The sequence below is a fragment of the Microbacterium sp. USHLN186 genome (assembly GCF_037145155.1).
Taxonomy (GTDB): Bacteria; Actinomycetota; Actinomycetes; order Actinomycetales; family Microbacteriaceae; genus Microbacterium.
Genome location: NZ_JBBCYA010000001.1, coordinates 834,368 through 850,608, shown reverse-complemented (window position 1 = coordinate 850,608; position 16,241 = coordinate 834,368). Strand labels below are relative to the sequence as shown.

General features: G+C 72.5%; 10 protein-coding genes. All 10 read right to left on the bottom strand.

Going from position 1 to position 16,241, the window contains the following annotated elements; all coding sequences use genetic code 11:
- Positions 1 to 23: 23 nt before the first annotated feature.
- From WFG93_RS03910 to WFG93_RS03865, 10 genes are read right to left on the bottom strand one after another with little or no spacing between them, the layout of a single operon-like run.
- Positions 24 to 4,532 (bottom strand): FtsK/SpoIIIE domain-containing protein, encoded by a 4,509-nt coding sequence (locus WFG93_RS03910; protein ID WP_336645002.1) that lies wholly within the window; start codon positions 4,530 to 4,532, stop codon positions 24 to 26.
- Between the two features lie 22 nt (positions 4,533 to 4,554).
- Positions 4,555 to 5,784, bottom strand: a complete 1,230-nt coding sequence (locus WFG93_RS03905) for an RDD family protein (RefSeq protein ID WP_336645001.1) — start codon at positions 5,782 to 5,784, stop codon at positions 4,555 to 4,557.
- Positions 5,781 to 6,494: a hypothetical protein gene (locus WFG93_RS03900; protein ID WP_336645000.1), complete on the bottom strand. Its 714-nt coding sequence runs from the start codon at positions 6,492 to 6,494 to the stop codon at positions 5,781 to 5,783. Before WFG93_RS03900 ends, WFG93_RS03905 begins: the two co-directional genes overlap by 4 nt.
- Entirely contained in the window at positions 6,491 to 8,203 is a 1,713-nt protein-coding gene (locus tag WFG93_RS03895) for a serine/threonine-protein kinase (protein ID WP_336644999.1), read from the bottom strand. The genes WFG93_RS03900 and WFG93_RS03895 overlap by 4 nt, the downstream gene beginning before the upstream one ends.
- Complete coding sequence (locus tag WFG93_RS03890) at positions 8,200 to 9,519, bottom strand: FHA domain-containing protein (protein WP_336644998.1); 1,320 nt, start codon at positions 9,517 to 9,519, stop codon at positions 8,200 to 8,202. Before WFG93_RS03890 ends, WFG93_RS03895 begins: the two co-directional genes overlap by 4 nt.
- Positions 9,516 to 10,343, bottom strand: a complete 828-nt coding sequence (locus WFG93_RS03885) for a PP2C family protein-serine/threonine phosphatase (RefSeq protein ID WP_336644997.1) — start codon at positions 10,341 to 10,343, stop codon at positions 9,516 to 9,518. Before WFG93_RS03885 ends, WFG93_RS03890 begins: the two co-directional genes overlap by 4 nt.
- Positions 10,340 to 11,536, bottom strand: a complete 1,197-nt coding sequence (locus tag WFG93_RS03880) for an RDD family protein (RefSeq protein WP_336644996.1) — start codon at positions 11,534 to 11,536, stop codon at positions 10,340 to 10,342. Before WFG93_RS03880 ends, WFG93_RS03885 begins: the two co-directional genes overlap by 4 nt.
- Positions 11,533 to 13,965, bottom strand: a complete 2,433-nt coding sequence (locus tag WFG93_RS03875) for a transglutaminase-like domain-containing protein (RefSeq protein ID WP_336644995.1) — start codon at positions 13,963 to 13,965, stop codon at positions 11,533 to 11,535. Before WFG93_RS03875 ends, WFG93_RS03880 begins: the two co-directional genes overlap by 4 nt.
- Entirely contained in the window at positions 13,962 to 15,221 is a 1,260-nt protein-coding gene (locus WFG93_RS03870) for a DUF58 domain-containing protein (protein WP_336644994.1), read from the bottom strand. The genes WFG93_RS03875 and WFG93_RS03870 overlap by 4 nt, the downstream gene beginning before the upstream one ends.
- Entirely contained in the window at positions 15,221 to 16,192 is a 972-nt protein-coding gene (locus tag WFG93_RS03865) for an AAA family ATPase (RefSeq protein WP_336644993.1), read from the bottom strand. The genes WFG93_RS03870 and WFG93_RS03865 overlap by 1 nt, the downstream gene beginning before the upstream one ends.
- Between the last annotated feature and the right edge of the window lie 49 nt (positions 16,193 to 16,241).

Sequence of the window (16,241 nt, the reverse complement as noted above, 5' to 3'; positions counted from 1 at the left end):
CCCCACCGCGGCGGCTCTACCTCTCACGCCAACGCCCCGCTCTCGACGAGCGGCAGCTGCACGGTGACCTGGCGGCCGGCCTGCACGAAGATGCCGCGCCCCTCGGGGAAGTCGGTGCGCTTGACCTTCGGGAACGGCACCTTGAACACCGCGTCACCGTCGAACGAGTCGGGCTTGAGAATGATGCCCTTGCGCCCCGCCTTGAAGTCGCCGATGAAGCCGAATCCGCTGGTCACCTGCGTGACGTCCGCGTCGCCCACGAGGAAGTGATCGCTGCGGTTGATCGCCTGGAACAGCGCCTTCATGTCCCGCTCCGCGGGACTGTCGGCGAACTGCGGCACGTCCTCGACGACGACCATCATCCGCACCGCCACCGATTCGTCGGCGGCGATCTCGGCCAGCTCCTTCGCGAGCTCCTTCGCGTCGTCGGGGGTGACGGCGCTGCGCGTCCAGTCGGCCCACTCCTTGAGCTGAGAGCGCCGTCCGCCGAAATGGAACAGCTTCACATCGGGATCGAACCGGCGCATCGCGGTGATCATCGCCTTGAGGGCCGTGGTCTTGCCCGCCATCGGCGGGCCGGCGACGACGAACGTGCCGACCGGATCGAAGTCGCGGGCGGCGAGCGTGTCCTCGGCGATGCCGAGCACGGGGAATTCCCCCATGCGGTCGGGCAGCTCGCGCGGCGCGAGCCGCACCGGCAGCGCGCCGATCTCGGCGACCTCGCGCGCGCCCGCCGCACGCAACTCGGCGGCGAGCTTCTCGAGCAGCTTGGTCTGCTCGGCGACGTTGGGGGTGCCGCCGAGGGTGGCGATCTGCGCCTCCAGGCCGTCCACGATCGCGCGTCCGGGGGCGGAGCGCTCGTCGAGCACGTCCTTCGGGGCGTTCAGCATCGCGTACGCGGACTCCTCCGCCATACGCAGCACCACGCGGCGCGACACGTTCGCACTCACGGCGGTGGGCACCGATCCGGAGCGGTCGGCGGTCATCACCACGTGCACGCCCAGCGGGCGCCCCTCGCCGAGGATGCGCATGAATGTCTGGTAGAACGGCATCCGCGCCGTGGTCGACTCCCATTCGGAGCGGAACTGGGCGAAGCCGTCGATGAGCAGCAGGATGCGCGGCTCGTCGCGCCCGGTGATCTCGCGATACTCGGTGAGACTCGCCGCGTTGGCGGCGGTGAAGCGCTTACCGCGCTCGTCGAGCACGCGCGCCAACGAGCGCAGCACGCGCTGCACACGCTCGGCGTCGTCGCCGCCGATGATGGAGCCGACGTGCGGCAGGGCCTCGAGGCTGCGCAGCGATCCCGACCCGAAGTCCAGGCCGTACACCTCCACACTCGCGCCCGGGTCGCTGCCGGCGGCGATCGCCAGCGTGCGCAGCACGGTCGACTTGCCCGAGCCGCTGGTGCCGTAGACCAGCAGTGAGCCGTCTTTGTCGGGCACGAAGTAAGTGGGCTCCTGCAGCTGGCGCACGGGCACATCCGTCTTGCCGAGCAGGATCTCGCCGTCGCCGCGCAGCGGCAGGTCGCGCAGATCGACGGCGTGCTCGAGGTCGTCGAGCCAGGGGCGCCGGGGCGCGGGGATGCGGGCCTCCGCGGCGGCGCGCACGAGGGTCGCGACGATGCGCTTCTGGTCGGTGGGGCCGAGGTCCTCATCGTGCGAGTCGGATTCCGGAGCCTGCTCCGCCTCCCACAGCTGGGTGGAGCCGAAGCGCAGCTCGGCGACTCGCACCTCCGCGGCCTGCTCCTCGTCGGTCGTCCAGCCTCCGGCGTACGCGGACTGGAAGCGCACGAGACGCCCCGGCCCGGTCTTGGCTATGCCGCGTCCGGGGATCGAGGGCGGGAAGGACGCCGCGATGGGGTCGTCGACGACGTCCTTCGAGTCGGATTCGTCGGCCATCCGCAGCGCGACGCGCAGGTTGGTGTTGGCGCGCAGGTTGTCCTTGATCACGCCGGCCGGTCGCTGCGTGGCCATGATGAGGTGGATGCCGAGCGAGCGGCCGCGCTGGGCGATGTCGACCACTCCGTCCACGAACTCCGGCACCTCGCCGGCGAGCGCGGCGAACTCGTCGATCACGAGCACGAGCGCGGGCGGGGTGTCGGGATCCCGACGCTTCTCGAGCTCGAGCAGGTCCTTGGCCTTCTTGCGATTGAACAGGTGCTCGCGGTGGTGCAGCTCGGCGCGCAGGCTGGTCAGCGCCCGGCGCACCAGGTGCGGGCTGAGGTCGGTGACCAGGCCCACGGTGTGCGGCAGATCGACGCAGTCCGCGAACGCCGAGCCGCCCTTGTAGTCCACGAAGAGGAACGTCACCCGGTCGGGGCTGTGCGCGGCGGCCATGCCGAGCACCCACGCCTGCAGGAACTCGCTCTTGCCGGCGCCGGTCGTGCCGCCGACGAGTGCGTGCGGGCCCTGCGTGCGCAGGTCGAGGGTCATGGCATCCGTCTGCGCCTGTCCGATGATCGCGCGGAGATTCCCCGCCTTCTTCAGCCGCGCCTGCGGCGCGCCGGAGCGGTCGATGATCGTGTTGTTCTGCCGCCACCGGTCGATCACGGCGGCGGGATCGGATGCCACCTCCGACCCGACCAGCGAGAGGAACATCACCGAATTGGGGATGTCGGAGGAGTCCTCGATCACCGTGCTGGAGTCGACGACCGGGGCGAGGCGCTTGGCGAGCATCGTCATGTAGGCGTGCGAGACGCCCTCGACCTGCACGCCGGTGTAGGCGGCGCCGTTGCGGACCGTGCCGACGCGGGCGTTCTCGAGCCCGTCGGCGACGTCCACGAAGCTGCGGCACGCGGCCGGCAGCGCCTCCACGACGGGGGCGACGAACAGTCCGTACACGCCGACATCGGCGCCGCGCTCGAGGATCTGCGTGAGTCGGGCGCGGTCGACGGGCGCGTCGTTGGTGATGATCACCAGCACGGCGGTCTGGCCCGGGAAGCTGGCCTCTTCGGCCGCGCGCTTCACGTCCGTGCCGTAGTAGGTCGGGTCCCAGTCGTCGCCGTACGGCGGGCGCAGTGAGGCCGCCGCCTTGGCCCGGCGCATGACCAGCTCCTCCAGCCCGCTCAGCAGCGCGGTGCCCGTCGAGGCGGAGTCGGCGAGTGGCACCTCCTTGAAGGGGTTGCGCTCGCTCGAGGTGTGCGGCAGCCATTTCAGCCAGTCCAGCTCGTTCGCCCAGCCCGGCTCGGTGAGTGCGACCGCGACGAGCTCGTTCGGGGAGTGCATCCCGAACAGCTGCACGGCGAGCCCGCGCAGCGCGTCGCTGGCGATCGAGGTGGGACCGGCGACGCCGATCGATCCGGCGCTCTGCAGGGACTCGAGGATCGGCACGTCGCTGATCATGCGGTAGCGCTCTTCGAGGCGGTCGACGCGTTCGACGTACTCGACCAGCGCCTCGGCGGATTCGCCGCGCTTGATCTTCGTGCGCGACTCGTCCTCGCAGGTACCCAAACGCACGGCGAGGAAGTTCCAGTGCTCGGGGCGGCGCGTCCACAGCATCGGGCCGAGCCGCATCGCTTCGTCGAACACGATGGCGACGGCGGGCACCTCGGCCTGGCGCACCTCCCGCTCGCGGGGCTGGGCGTGGTACAGGCCCTCCTCGAGGCGCTCGAACTGCTCCTCGAACGACTCGACCTCCTTGCGCAGGCGCTGGCCGAGGTTGGTCTTCTGCGAGATGAAGTTGCCGAACATCATCATCGGCGACATGACCATGATCAGCAGGGATCGGGGGTTGTCGAAGATGAAGAACATCGCCGCGCCCAGCAGCACCGGCGCGACGAGCATCGGCCAGGGGAAGAGACGCTGCACCTGGTCCTTGGGGTAGCGCGGCTCGTCGAGCTGGTCGCCGACGTAGCGCTCCTCTACCCGCGGGCTGCGGTTGAACAGCAGCGCCCCGCCGCGCTCGAGCACCGGATCGCTCGCGGCCGAGCCGTCGAAGTCGCTGACCAGGCGCACCACGAGCTCGCAGTCGCCGATCGTGAAGGTCTGCCCGGGGATCACACGCAGGCGCTGCACCATGCCGCCGTCGACGACGATGCCGTTGGCGGAGTTGAGGTCGACCAGCTCGACGAAGGTCGGGGCGACCTCGATGCGTGCGTGGCGCTTCGAGACGAGCGGATCGGCGAGCAGCACGTCGCTGGCGGCGTCACGGCCGATGAAGAAGTGCCCGACCGGCAGGGAGAACTCCTTGCCGGCGGCCGGCCCTGACACGACGGTGAGCAGCGCGGCGGGGCGGCTGCTGAGGGGGACGGTGGCGGCGCGGTTCGGGCCGAAGTTGATCACCTCGGCGAGGAAGCCGGAGCCCACCGGAGCGTCGCCGATGAGCAGGTCGGGGTTGAGCGTGACCAGGTCCTGGCTGGTGGGTGGGGCGACGGCGAGGCTCAGCACGTCTCCCACCGCCGGGGTGCTCGTGCGCAGCGGGTCGGTGGCCGCGATCTGCCCGGCCACGTCGGCGACGGTCGCGGTGGAGTCGGCCATGACGACGATGTCGGTCAGGGGTGCGCCGGGGCGGCGCAGGGTGAGCTTGACTCTCATCGGTTCTCCTGAGGATCGACGTTCATGCGCGCTCCACCGTCAGCGTGCGGTCGCCGAAGCGCACCGTGTCGCCGGGCTGCACGGGAGCGGGGTCGCCGGGGCGCAGGGCGATCTCGGCGCCCTCGCGGAGGATGCTGCTGCCGTTCGTCGACCCGCGGTCGACGACCAGCACGCCACGGCGTGCCGGGAGGACGGCGAGGTGGGTCTTCGACACCGAACGCGTGTCGTCGGCGACGGGGACCAGCTGCACCGCGCCCTCGCCCGCGACCGGTGCAGGGGCGCGCCCGAGCAGGGTGGCACCGCGCACCTCGATGCGGCTGCCGTCGTCGAGGCGCAGCACGGCCCGGATGCCACCGGCGTCCGACGGCGGGACCGCGTCGAGGTCGGGGGCAGCGGCTGCTGCAGCAGCGGCAGGAGGAGCCGCGGACGTGAGCGGTGGCGGCACGGCGTCCGTCATCGCGGCGGCAGCGGAGGCGACGGGCGTGGCCGGGGTCGTCGCCGCGGCACGATGCGCACCGATCACCCCGCCGGAGAACCGGCCCGAGGGCGTGTACTGCGCCGGGGCGTCGCGGTCCACCGGGGTGGCCAGTGACGGCAGCGGGGCGCGCTGGCCGTACTGCGGCGTCTTCACGCTTTTGCGGGCGATGCGCATGCGCTTCGCGTCATACGGGTTCAGCGCGCGGCGCGCGTCGACGAGCCAGGTCGCGCCGGCCTGGTCGAGCCAGCCCCGCCCGCGTCGCTCGGCGTCGAACAGCGGCGAGAGCGCGACGACGAGCAGGGGCCCGAGCACCGGCAGCAGGAACGACAGCCCGAGCAGCAGATAGCGCACCACCGCACCGCGCCAGAACCCCGGCCGTTCCAGCGTGCGCACGTTCACCGTGCGCAATCCGAAGATCGCCTTGCCGGCGGTGACGCCCCTGCGCCCGTGCAGCACGAGCTGCACGATGACGAACACCGTCACCAGCACGTTGCCGATGATGACCAGGATGATCGGCCACAGCAGCTCGCCGCGCCCGAGCATCGCGGCAGGATCCGCTCTGCCGTCCGCGATGGCCAGCACCGGAGGCACTGCGGCGACCACGGCGGGCAGCGCGAGCAGCAGCAGCATGACCAGCTCGACGAGCGTGGCCAGCGCGCGCCGGCCGAACGGAGCCGGTCGCAGCCCGAGCGCGTGAGCGTAGGCGGGGTCAGGGCGTCCAGCCGCGTCGAGGCCCTCGACATGCTTGGCGCCGTCGTCGATCTCCCAGATCAATCCAGCTCTCCTTCGGCGTCGCTCTGCGGCGCGTCCAGCAGGGCGAGATCGTGCCGGGTCACCAGTCGCGACGCGACGGCGTGCTCGACCAGACGGGCGCGGCGGTTGGTCGCGAAGCTGCGTTGGCCCCCGCGCATGCCGGGCACGCCCACGCGGTCCAGCTTGTCGCACACGTTGTCGAGCTTGCGGTTGAAGCGGGTGACGGTCCAGCCCAGGCGCTGTGCGGCCTTCGCCGAGGTGGGGATCTCGCTCATGCCGGTGCCGTCGCGACGCAGCTGCGGTTCGGCGAGCGCGAGGATGAGCAGCTTCTGGCTCTCGGTGAGCGGCACGTCACCGATCGTCGACGCGCCGTCGCTGTCGGACTCGCGCCGGGTCGCGACGAATGTCGGCTCCGAGGCGTGCACCGTCAGCTCGTACGTGGTCGGGCCCGCGGTGAAGACCACAGTGGTGCGCTCGAACACCAGGGGCAGTCGTGCGCCGGGGGCGAGCCACGCCTGCACGCCGCCCGCCGAGTCGGTGACCGTGGCGGTGAGGCGGCTGCCGACGTTGGTCAGCCACCACAGCCCGTCGCTGTTGGCGATCTCGAGGAAGCTGCGATGCAGGAAGAGGTTGTCGTCGAGCTCAAGGTTGCCCTCGCGGCCGACGGTGAACACGGCATCCGGATCGACGGGGAAGTACTCCCCCGCGAACTCGACGGTGACAGTCGTCATTCGACGCACTCCCTCACTTCTTGCGCCGACGTGCGATCCGCTCTGACCAGGGTGACCTCGATGCAGGTGCGGTCCGGATGCCTCCCGGGCAGCGTGACCGTGGTGCTCTCGGTGCTCTGCGCCTGCCCGGCTCCGTCCAGCGTCACCGGCGCCCAGATGTACGTGTCGCCCGCCTGCGGGTCGGGATTCGTCCAGCTGAAGCGGACGGTGTCGCCCTCGCGCGCGCCGGTCAGCTCGGTCACCGGCGGCACGATGCCCGAGAGCGGGTCCTGCGCGATCGGCGACTGCTCGGTCGCGGTCGGCTGCGGTGCGGGCAGCAGGGCGCGGGTGCCGACGAGCCAGATTCCCGCTCCGACCAGCACGACCGCGGCGGCCGCGGCCAGCCATCGCCCGCGACCAGCGCGCCGCGATGCGGCGTCGGCTGCGGTGTCATCGGCGGGGGCGGCGGCGTCGCCGTCAGCCGCCGCGGGAAGAGGCGCGGGCGCCGATACGGTGTCAGCGATCGGTGCTGGCGCCGCCCAGGCCGTGGTCGCCGACGCGCCAGGCGCCGATGCGCGCGGTGCGGACGCCGTCGGCGAGACGACACGCGGCGCACGCAAGAGGGTGCGCTCGTCGTCGGACGGCGCGGGCTGCGACGCGGCCCGTCGCTGGGTCTGCTCGACGGGTGCCGCTGCGGGAGCCGGGCTGTCGAAGCGCGGCATACCTGGCATCCGGGCCGGGGCGACCCGTGGCTCGGTGGCGGCCGAGGGCCGGGTCGAGGTGGGCGACTCCGGGCTGATGGACTGCACCTCGCGCACCCGGGTGAGCCCGTCGTCGTCGTCGCGCAGCTCGTCGGCCGACGGGTGCTCGTCGACGATGTCGATCGGGGTGACCGAGTGCGCCAGCTCGATCTGCACCTTCTGCAGCGCACGGGCGAACGCCACCGCGCTGGGATAGCGGTCGACGGGGTTCTTGGCCATCGCCCGTTCGAGCACGCTCTGCAGGCTCGCCGGCGAATCCGCGCGGCCCAGCGAAGGCACCGCCATGCGCTCGATGCGCTCGATGAGATCGGCGCTGGTGTTGCGCTCCCCCGGGCGCTCGAACGGCGAGCGTCCGGCCAGCAGCGTGTAGACGGTCGCGCCCAGCGCATACACGTCCGTGCGCGGCCCGCTGCGCGGAGGCTCCGCGAACGACTCCGGTGGCGACCAGGGGATCGACATCCCCGCGGCCTCGGTCACGGCTCCCGTGGTCGACGCGATGCCGAAGTCGGTCAGTGCGGGCCGGTTGTACTCCGTGACGAGGATGTTCGCCGGCTTGATGTCGCGGTGCAGCACCCCGGCGCGGTGCGCGGTCTCGACGGCGCCGGCGACCTGGATGCCGACACGCAGCGCCTCCGCGACCGAGAACGGCTCGCGGCGGGCGCGCGCCTGCAGGTTCGGGCGCGGACAGTACTCCATCACCAGGTAGGGGCGTCCGTCGCCGGCGACCCCGGCCTGATAGATCGTGACGATGGCCGGATGCGTCGACAGCATGGCCATGACATTCGCCTCGTCGCTGAACTCCTCCGCCGCCCCGGTTGTGATGCGATCGGCGAGCAGCACCTTCACCGCGACCCGGCGTCGCGGCATCTCCTGCTCGTAGAGGAAGACGTCGGCGAAGCCGCCGGCGCCCAGGGGCTGCAGGTAGGTGAACCCGGGCAGCTGGGGCGGCGGAGACGGGGTGCGGCTCATGTGAGCCCCTCGAAGCTGACGGTCACGCCGTCGCCGAGGTCGACGACGTCGCCGGTGAGGACGAGGGTGTGCTCGCCGGGGTGCAGTCGCACCGGGTCCGCGCCCGGCCGCAGCAGCGTCGAGCCGTTGGTGGTGTGCAGGTCGATCACGACGACGGAGTCGCCCTCCGGTCGGATCTCGAGGTGACTGCGGGAGATGTCCTGCTGCGGGCTCTCGACCGCGACGAGGTGCGGCATGCTCTCACCGCTCGCCCGAGTGGAGCGCGGCCGGCGTCCGATGATCACGGTGCGGTCGAGCGCGAGCGTCTGGCCAGTGGAGAGCCGCGCGACGCCGTGCCCGCCGCTCGCCTCCCCCACCGTGGGCAGCAGGGCCGTGGGCGCATCGGGCGCGGCGGTCTGCCGCTCGTCCTGCTCGGCCCCGTCGGCAGCGGGCGTCGCCGGCTCGGGTGCTGCATCGTCGCGCACGATCTGCTCGGCCGCGGTGGCCGGCAGGGCTGCCGTGTCGACGCGGGCGTTCTCGGCGCCGCCCTCGCCGCGCAGGCGGCGCAGCTCGGCGAGTGAGATGGTCGAGCCGTCGTGGTCGCCGAGGTCCTCCACGCCGACCCCGGAGGGCGATGCAACCGCAGGTCCGACAGCTTCGGAGGCGACGGGGGCCGGGGCGACCTGCACGGTCGCGTCGGGAAGGTCGGCGTCCGCCGTCTGCGGGCCGTCTCCGGTCGCCTCGGCTTCCGAGGCGAACGTGAACTCGGTGGGCATCAGCGTGTGGAATTCGGATGCCTCCCCCGCGCGGGGTGCGGCGTGCTCGACCTCGGGTGTGGCGGGTTCCGCGGCAGCGGGTTCCGCGGCAGCGGGTTCCGGCGCGGTGGGCGCCGGGGCCGTGGCCTCGGCGAGCGCGCCGCGTACGACCGACGCGAGCACCACGCCCGACCGGATCGGCAGGGTCGTGGGCGCGGTGTCCGGCTCGAGCGTGAGCTCGAAGGCGCGCGGTGCGGCGATGACGCGCTCGACCCAGGTGCTCACCTCACCGCCGGAGACGCTCTCGTCGCCGTCGGCTGCGCTCAGTCCGACCGTCACCTGGCCGCGCACGGCGATGCGGGCTGCTGCGGCGTCGGTCAGCACGACCGCGAACGAGCCGAGGGTCGAGAGCGATCCGGCGGCGAGCACGTCGATGACGTCGGTCAGCGCCACCGCGCCGCCGCGCAGCATCCGGTGCAGGGCGTCCACCCGCTCGGCGGGCGCGTCGGCCGACACGGCGATCAGGCCGGCGTCCTCGACGACCACCTGCCAGGTGCCGGGTCGGTAGGTGTACTCGTTCATCGGGCCCCTCCATCCGCTGCTCGTGCGTCCACGGCTGCGCGTGGCCGGGTGTCATCGTCGACGTCGTCCGCGAGCACGATCGTGCCCGGCCGGGTGGCCACCGAGACGGCGTCGACGACGACCACGGTGACGTTGTCGCGTCCGCCGGCGTCCACGGCCTCGGCGGCGAGCTGCGCGGCTGCGCGCTGCGGGTCGGGCTCGCTGCGCAGCACCTCGCGGATGCGCTCCTCGCCCAGCTCCGAGGTCAGCCCGTCCGAACACACCAGCATCCGGTCGCCGCGCTCGGCGGGGAAGAGCCAGTAGTCGGCGTCCCCGGTGCTGCCCGCGCCGATCGCGCGGGTGATGATGTTGCGGCGGGCGTCGTGCTGTGCGTCGTCCGCGCTGATCTCACCCGAGTCGAGCAGCTCCTGGATGACGGAGTGGTCGACGGTGATCTGCTCCAGCTCGCCGTCGGCCAGCCGGTAAGTGCGCGAGTCGCCGATGTTCACCGCGAGCCAGTAGCCGAGGCCGTCGACCGACGAGATCACCACACCACTGAGGGTGCTGCCCGCCCGTGCGGCGCCCGTGGTGGTGAGGTGCTCGACGGCGGTGCGGGCGCGCGCCAGCGCCTGACGCACGTCGTCCAGCCCGAGCGACTCGCGCCCGACGAGCGCCGAGAACTCCGCCACCACAGCGGCGCTCGCGCGCTCGCCCGCCTCGTGCCCGCCCATCCCGTCGGCGACGATGAAGACCGGCGCGGATGCCAGCTGCGCGTCCTCGTTGAGCGCGCGCCGCCGCCCGGTGTGCGTGACGGCGCCGCAGTTGACGAGCACCGGGGCGGTCATGCGAAGCCTCCGATGGTGACGATGCGGTCGCCGATCTCGATGGCGTCGCCGAGACGGACGGGGATGCGCTGGCCGGGCGGGCAGGCGATGCGCACGCCCTCGCGCACCACCACGGTGCCGTTGGTCGAGCGGCGGTCCATGATCCAGCCGCCGGTGGGCTCGGCCGCCGCCTCGAAGTGGGTCTTCGACAGCGAGAGGGTCTCGTCGCGCACGGCGATCACGATGGCGCCCGGCTCCCGCTCGGGGTTGCGCCCGAAGACGGTCCGGCCCGAGACCGGCACGCGCTGCCCGTCGTCCCAGGTGAAGACGAGGCGGTGCCCGGGGATGCTGATGCGCGTCGCCTCGATGTCGTCCTCGTCGCCGCTGTCCACGAGCGTGGCGGGGGCCGGCGCGGGCGGTACGGGAGCGGGTGCCGGTACGGCGGGCGTCGCGGGGGCGGGGGTCGACGCGGCAGCGGCGACAGGGGGAGCGGATGCCGGCGCCGCGGTGGGCTCCGGGACGTGATCGGCTCGGGTGACGCCGGGCACGAAGGAGATCAGCGGGTCAGCCGGCGCAGCGGCGGGCGGGCGGGCTGCGGCCACCGTCTGCTCCGGGAGCTCGTTCACGTCGAGCGCCGGAGAAGACATGGAAGACGGCGGCGGCGCTGCGGAGATGGCCGCGGTCGGGGGCGCGGCCGCGAGCGACGCGAACGGCTCGACAGCCGGCACCTCCGCATCCGCTGCCGGGGCGACGCTCCGGGCATCCCGCATCACCGCGTTCGCGGCTTTGTCGTGCCAGCCCTGGAATCGTCCGGACCCGTCGAAGAGCGGGGAGAACATGCCGATCACGACCGCGCCGGTCACCCCGAAGACGAGGTTGCGCAGCAGCGCCCGCCCGAACGACAGACGCCCGGCGCCGGCGGCATCCGTCAGGCGCAGCCCCTGCGCGCGCATGCCGATCGAACCGGCTCCGGTCTGCATGACCGTGTACACGACGAACCACGCCACGCTCAGCACCCCCACGACGAGCGCGACCGCGACGATCCCGAGGCCCGCGCTCGCCGCGGCCTCGGGATTGCGCAGTGCGCCGACCGTCATCGTCGCCACGACGATGATGCCGATGATCGGCAGCACGGCGGCGAGGAGCGCGTCGATCAGGTACGCGATGATCCGCCGGCTGATCGGCGCGATCTCGCCGAGGGGAGTCATCGTCATGTCGTCTCGCTCTCCGAGGTCGGGATCGTGGTGTCGATGTTGCCAGGTTCGCGTCGCACGCGCGCGGCCGCGGCGTCGCGCAGCCCCTGCATGCGCGCGCTGAGGCGCCCCTGCCCCATCAGCGAACGCAGGCTCAGCCGCGCGCGCGTGCGCGCCCAGAACCCGACGCTGCCGCGCATGCCGCTCACCGCCTCTTCGACCTCGCGCCAGAACGCCTCGACCTCCTCGGTCGACGGCTCGCCCGGACCGAACACCTGGCCGTCGGCGCGGTCGGCGAGCGCGGTGGCGGCCGGCAGCGCCAGCGCGGCGGTCACGACTTCGGCTTCCTCGATGCGCGTCGCTCCGGGAGCGAGCCGCGCACCGTGGTCGATCGCCCGATCGGTGAGCTCATCCCAGCCGCCGCTGATGCGATCGGAGTTGGTCTCGGCGTTGCGCCGCGCGCGTCGCCTGGCGGCCTTCCACGCGCCGATCACGATGAACGGCGAGGCCAGCAGCAGCAGCGTGCCCAGTGACACGCCGAGCACGGCGAGGATCACGCCGAGCACACCCAGGACGTTGAGGCTGTCATCCTCGGCCTTGCGGTCGTCGGGCACCGTGGGCGGCAGATCGACCGGCTCCTGCGGCGGGGGCGGGGGCTGCAGCACCTGCGGTTTGGGGTCGACGCGGGGCTTGGTGTTCTGGTCCTGCGGAACCTTGTCCTCGGGCGGTGTCGGGTCGAACGGCAGCCAGCCGAAGCCCTCGAATGCGACCTCCACCCACGCGTGCACGTCGTCGCCGGTCGCCTCGAACACCGGGTCGCCGCGGCGATCGGCATCCGGGTAGTACCCCATCACGACGCGCACCGGAATGCCGACCTCCTGCGCGGCGAGCGCCATCGCGACGGCGTACTGCTCGTCGTCGCCGATCATCTGGTCGCCGCCGAGCAGCGTGCTGATGCGCTCGGCGGTGTGACCGGCGCGCGAGAGCACCTCGCCCTCCAGTCCGTGACTGAAGAACCCGCCCTCGGCGAAGTACGTCTCGAGGGCGCGCACCTGCTCGATGGGCGTCTCGGCGTCGGTGACGATCTCCGCCGCGGTGGCGGCGAGATCCTGCGGAGCGTACGGCGAGGTCTTCTGAGTGATGTTCGCGAAGTCGGCGTCCTTCAGCTGCGCGTCGCTGGGCTGGCCGGCGATGACCGCGTCGACGGTGTACGCGTCGCCCTGCCGCAGCCCGCCGGTGACCACCGTCGTGTCGGTGGCGGCGTTGCTGTAGGTGCTGCGGCGCAGCGCGTCGGCGCGCGAGCCCTCGAAGCGGATGCCGTCGGCGACGCTGACCCCCGGCAGCCAGACGCCGGCGTAGTCGGCGATCTCCACGCGCACCTGCGCGGGAACCCCGTCCACGCCGATCGCCATGTCGCTGCGCAGCGGCAGGAACGCGCTCGACGAGCCGGGACCGCCGTCGGTGACGTTGTAGACGACGCCGTTCCACCCGTCCATCGCCGCCAGGCGGATGCGGGCGTCCTTCGGCATCCCGGTCACCGTGAACAGCGTGCGGGTCTTCTGATCGCGCACGGTCTTGCGGAACGACTGCAGCGGGCTGGCGTAGTCGCGGATGTCGAACGGAGGGATGATCGCGTCGCGGAAGACGTTGCGGGGTCCGGCATCCGCGGTGAGAGCGTTGGCGCCCACTCCCGCCCCGGCGGCGACGGCGACGATCACGGCGCTGCCGATGACCCGGCGGACGCGCATCTGCCGGGCGCGGGCCGGGTCGGCTTCGGCGACGTTCACGGCCGAGGAGTGCGGCGCCCACCACGCGCGCAATGACAGCCAGACCGCCGCGACCGCGGCGATCGCGACGCCCTGCGCCAGCGGGAACGCCGGCGTCGGCACGCCGAGCGCGATCACCAGGAACAGCGCGGCCACGATCGGCACCAGTGCCCACGCCGCGCGCCGCAGGCGCAGCGCCAGCGACCCGGCCAGCACCGCAGCGACGAGCGAGACGAGGTACGGCACGAGCAGGTGCCCGTCGGATGCCGAGACCGGAGCGACCGTCGTGAGCAGCTGCTTCCACGAGGTGACGATCCCGACCGCGAGGCCGAGGAGGGTGTCGAGAGTGGGGATGACGCCCAGCAGCGTCGTGTGCGGCAGGGCCAGCGCGCCGCCGAACACGAAATACACCGCGATCGCCGCGGCGGTGACCGGCAGGACGCCCCATCTCCGCCAGGCGCCGAGCACCGACACGGACAGGCCCAGCAGGATGCCGCCGATCGCGGCGGGCAGGAAGACAGGACCGCCGAAGGTCGGCCAGAAGCCGATGAGCGTGGCGAGCAGCAGCAGGCCGACCGCGCCGAGGTCGACAGCCCAGCTGCGCCCGAGGCGCGCGCGCAGCACGGCTGCGGGCGAGGTGCGCTCGGCTGCGGCGAGGTGACCGGGATCGCGATGCCCGGTCATGCGAGCACCCGCTGCAGTGCGACGGGCAGCTGGTCGAGCGCGCCGACGGTGACCACGTCGGCGTCGCCGATACGGCGCAGCTCGGGGCGCTCCGCGCCCTGCTCCGCCACCACGGCGAGCACGCGTGCCCCGAACGGCAGCCGCGAGCAGGCGCGCCGCAGCTCGTCGACGTCGGCCTTCGCGCCGCACACCAACACGACCACGCTGGCGAGGGGCATCGTTGCCGACACCACCCCGGCCAGCTCGGCGATGCCGCCGTCGCGCGGAGGGGACTGCTCGACCGCGGCGAGCGAGTCGAGCAGCTGCTTGCCCGTGCCGGCTGCCAGCTCACGTCCCTGCACGCGCACGTCGACGCGCTGGGAGTCCTTCAGGGCGCGCAGGCCGATCGAACCGGCCACGGATACGGCGAGTTCGAACTCGTCTTCAAAGCGATAGTCGCCGCGCGAGCAGGAGAGCGCGATGACGAAGTGCGAGCGCCGGGTCTCCTCGAACTGGCGCACCATCATGGTGCCGGTGCGCGCCGTCGAGCGCCAGTGCACGTGGCGCAGGTCGTCGCCGGGCTGGTACTCGAGCAGGGCGTGGAAGGAGACGTCGTCGCGCGACAGGTCGGCGGCCGGCAGTCCCTCGAGGTCGCGCAGGAAGCCGAGGGACTGTCCGCCGAACAGGACGGTCCGCGGATGCACGTACAGGTCGACCGGCTCGTCGCGATTGTGCGCGCGTTCGAAAGCGCCGAGCGGGTCGCCGCGCACCACGCTCACCGGGCCGACCTCGATCACGCCACGCCGCTGAGTGGGGATGGTGAACAGCTCCTCCGCGCTCTGGCCGGCGGCCAGTCGCTGGATGGCGAACTCGCCGCGGCCGCCGCCCACCGGCAGCACCACCCGCGAGGGCAGGATCGCCCGGGTGCTGCGGTTCTCGAGCTTGAGCGCGCCGATCGCCCGCTCCCCGACCACGACGCGTGTGCGGGCGAGGTCGAGCGAGACGTCGTACTGGGTGCGGCCGATGAGGAACAGCGCGCAGATGACCAGCACGAACGCCAGCACCGCGGCGGCGACCACCAGCTCGCGCCAGCCCTGCGCGACGCCCACGACGAAGAACAGCAGGGCGAGGGCCATCAGCATCCAGCCGAGCGGGCGCACTGCCGCCGCCGCCGTGCGCAGTCGCGTCAGCGCGCGCGCGCCGAGCACGGCCGTGATCTCCCGCCAGCCTGCTTCCTGCCCGGGCGCGGAGCCCGTGGCGACGGTGGTCCCGGTCATCACGTCGCGATGCGGGCCTGCGGCGCGGCCACGTCCTCGAGCATGCGGCCGATGATGCTCTCCGCCGTCGTGCCGGCGAACTCCGCCTCGGCGTCGAGCAGCACGCGGTGCTGCCAGACCGGGCGCGCCAGTGCCTTGATGTCGTCGGGCAGCACGTAGTGCCGCCCGTGCGCGGCGGCCCACACCTTCGCCATGCGGATCATCGCGATCGCGCCGCGCACCGACACCCCGAGCCGGATCGCGGAGTCCTTGCGCGAGGCCTCCGCGAGCTCGGCGGTATAGCGCAGCACGGCCGGCTCGACGTGCACGCTCGCCGCCAGGTCCGCCATGTCGGCCACGGCGCTGGTGGTGATCACCGCGCTGAGTGCCGCAGACGGGTTGCGCTGGGCGGCTCCGGCGAGGATGCGCTCCGCCACCGCGAGGTCGGGGTAGCCGATGGAGGTCTTGATGAGGAAGCGGTCCAGCTGCGCCTCGGGCAGCTTGTAGGTGCCGGCCTGCTCCACCGGGTTCTGAGTGGCGATCACGACGAACGGCCGGCCCGCCTCGTGCGTGACGCCGTCGACGGTGACCCGCGACTCCTCCATCACCTCCAGCAGCGCCGACTGCGTCTTCGGGGAGGCGCGGTTGATCTCGTCGGCGAGGACGATCGAGGCGAAGATCGGTCCCTTGTGGAACTCGAAGCGGTGCGCCTGCTGATCGTAGATGGTCACGCCGGTGACATCCGAGGGCAGCAGGTCGGGGGTGAACTGGATCCGGGAGCTGGTGCCCTGCACGGTGGCGGCGAGCGCCTTGGCCAAACTGGTCTTGCCCGTTCCCGGGGCGTCCTCGAGCAGCACGTGCCCCTCGGCGAGCATGGCGGCGATCACCAGGCCGACGACCTCGCTCTTGCCCTGCAGCGCCTTGTCGACGTTGTCGACGAGGCGCTGGAAGGTGCCCTGGAACCAGGCGGCCTGCTCGGGGGTCATCGTCATGTTCGTTCTTTCCGTTCTTGCGTCTTCTCGAGTGATGAGTCTGGGTCGG

Bases quoted from the DNA above. Each gene is read 5' to 3' on its own strand.
- WFG93_RS03870 (WP_336644994.1), bottom strand. From the start codon at position 15,221: ATGACCGGGACCACCGTCGCCACGGGCTCCGCGCCCGGGCAGGAAGCA.
- WFG93_RS03890 (WP_336644998.1), bottom strand. From the start codon at position 9,519: ATGAACGAGTACACCTACCGACCCGGCACCTGGCAGGTGGTCGTCGAG.
- WFG93_RS03880 (WP_336644996.1), bottom strand. From the start codon at position 11,536: ATGACGATGACTCCCCTCGGCGAGATCGCGCCGATCAGCCGGCGGATC.
- WFG93_RS03865 (WP_336644993.1), bottom strand. From the start codon at position 16,192: ATGACGATGACCCCCGAGCAGGCCGCCTGGTTCCAGGGCACCTTCCAG.
- WFG93_RS03885 (WP_336644997.1), bottom strand. From the start codon at position 10,343: ATGACCGCCCCGGTGCTCGTCAACTGCGGCGCCGTCACGCACACCGGG.
- WFG93_RS03895 (WP_336644999.1), bottom strand. From the start codon at position 8,203: ATGAGCCGCACCCCGTCTCCGCCGCCCCAGCTGCCCGGGTTCACCTAC.
- WFG93_RS03900 (WP_336645000.1), bottom strand. From the start codon at position 6,494: ATGACGACTGTCACCGTCGAGTTCGCGGGGGAGTACTTCCCCGTCGAT.
- WFG93_RS03875 (WP_336644995.1), bottom strand. From the start codon at position 13,965: ATGACCGGGCATCGCGATCCCGGTCACCTCGCCGCAGCCGAGCGCACC.
- WFG93_RS03910 (WP_336645002.1), bottom strand. From the start codon at position 4,532: ATGAGAGTCAAGCTCACCCTGCGCCGCCCCGGCGCACCCCTGACCGAC.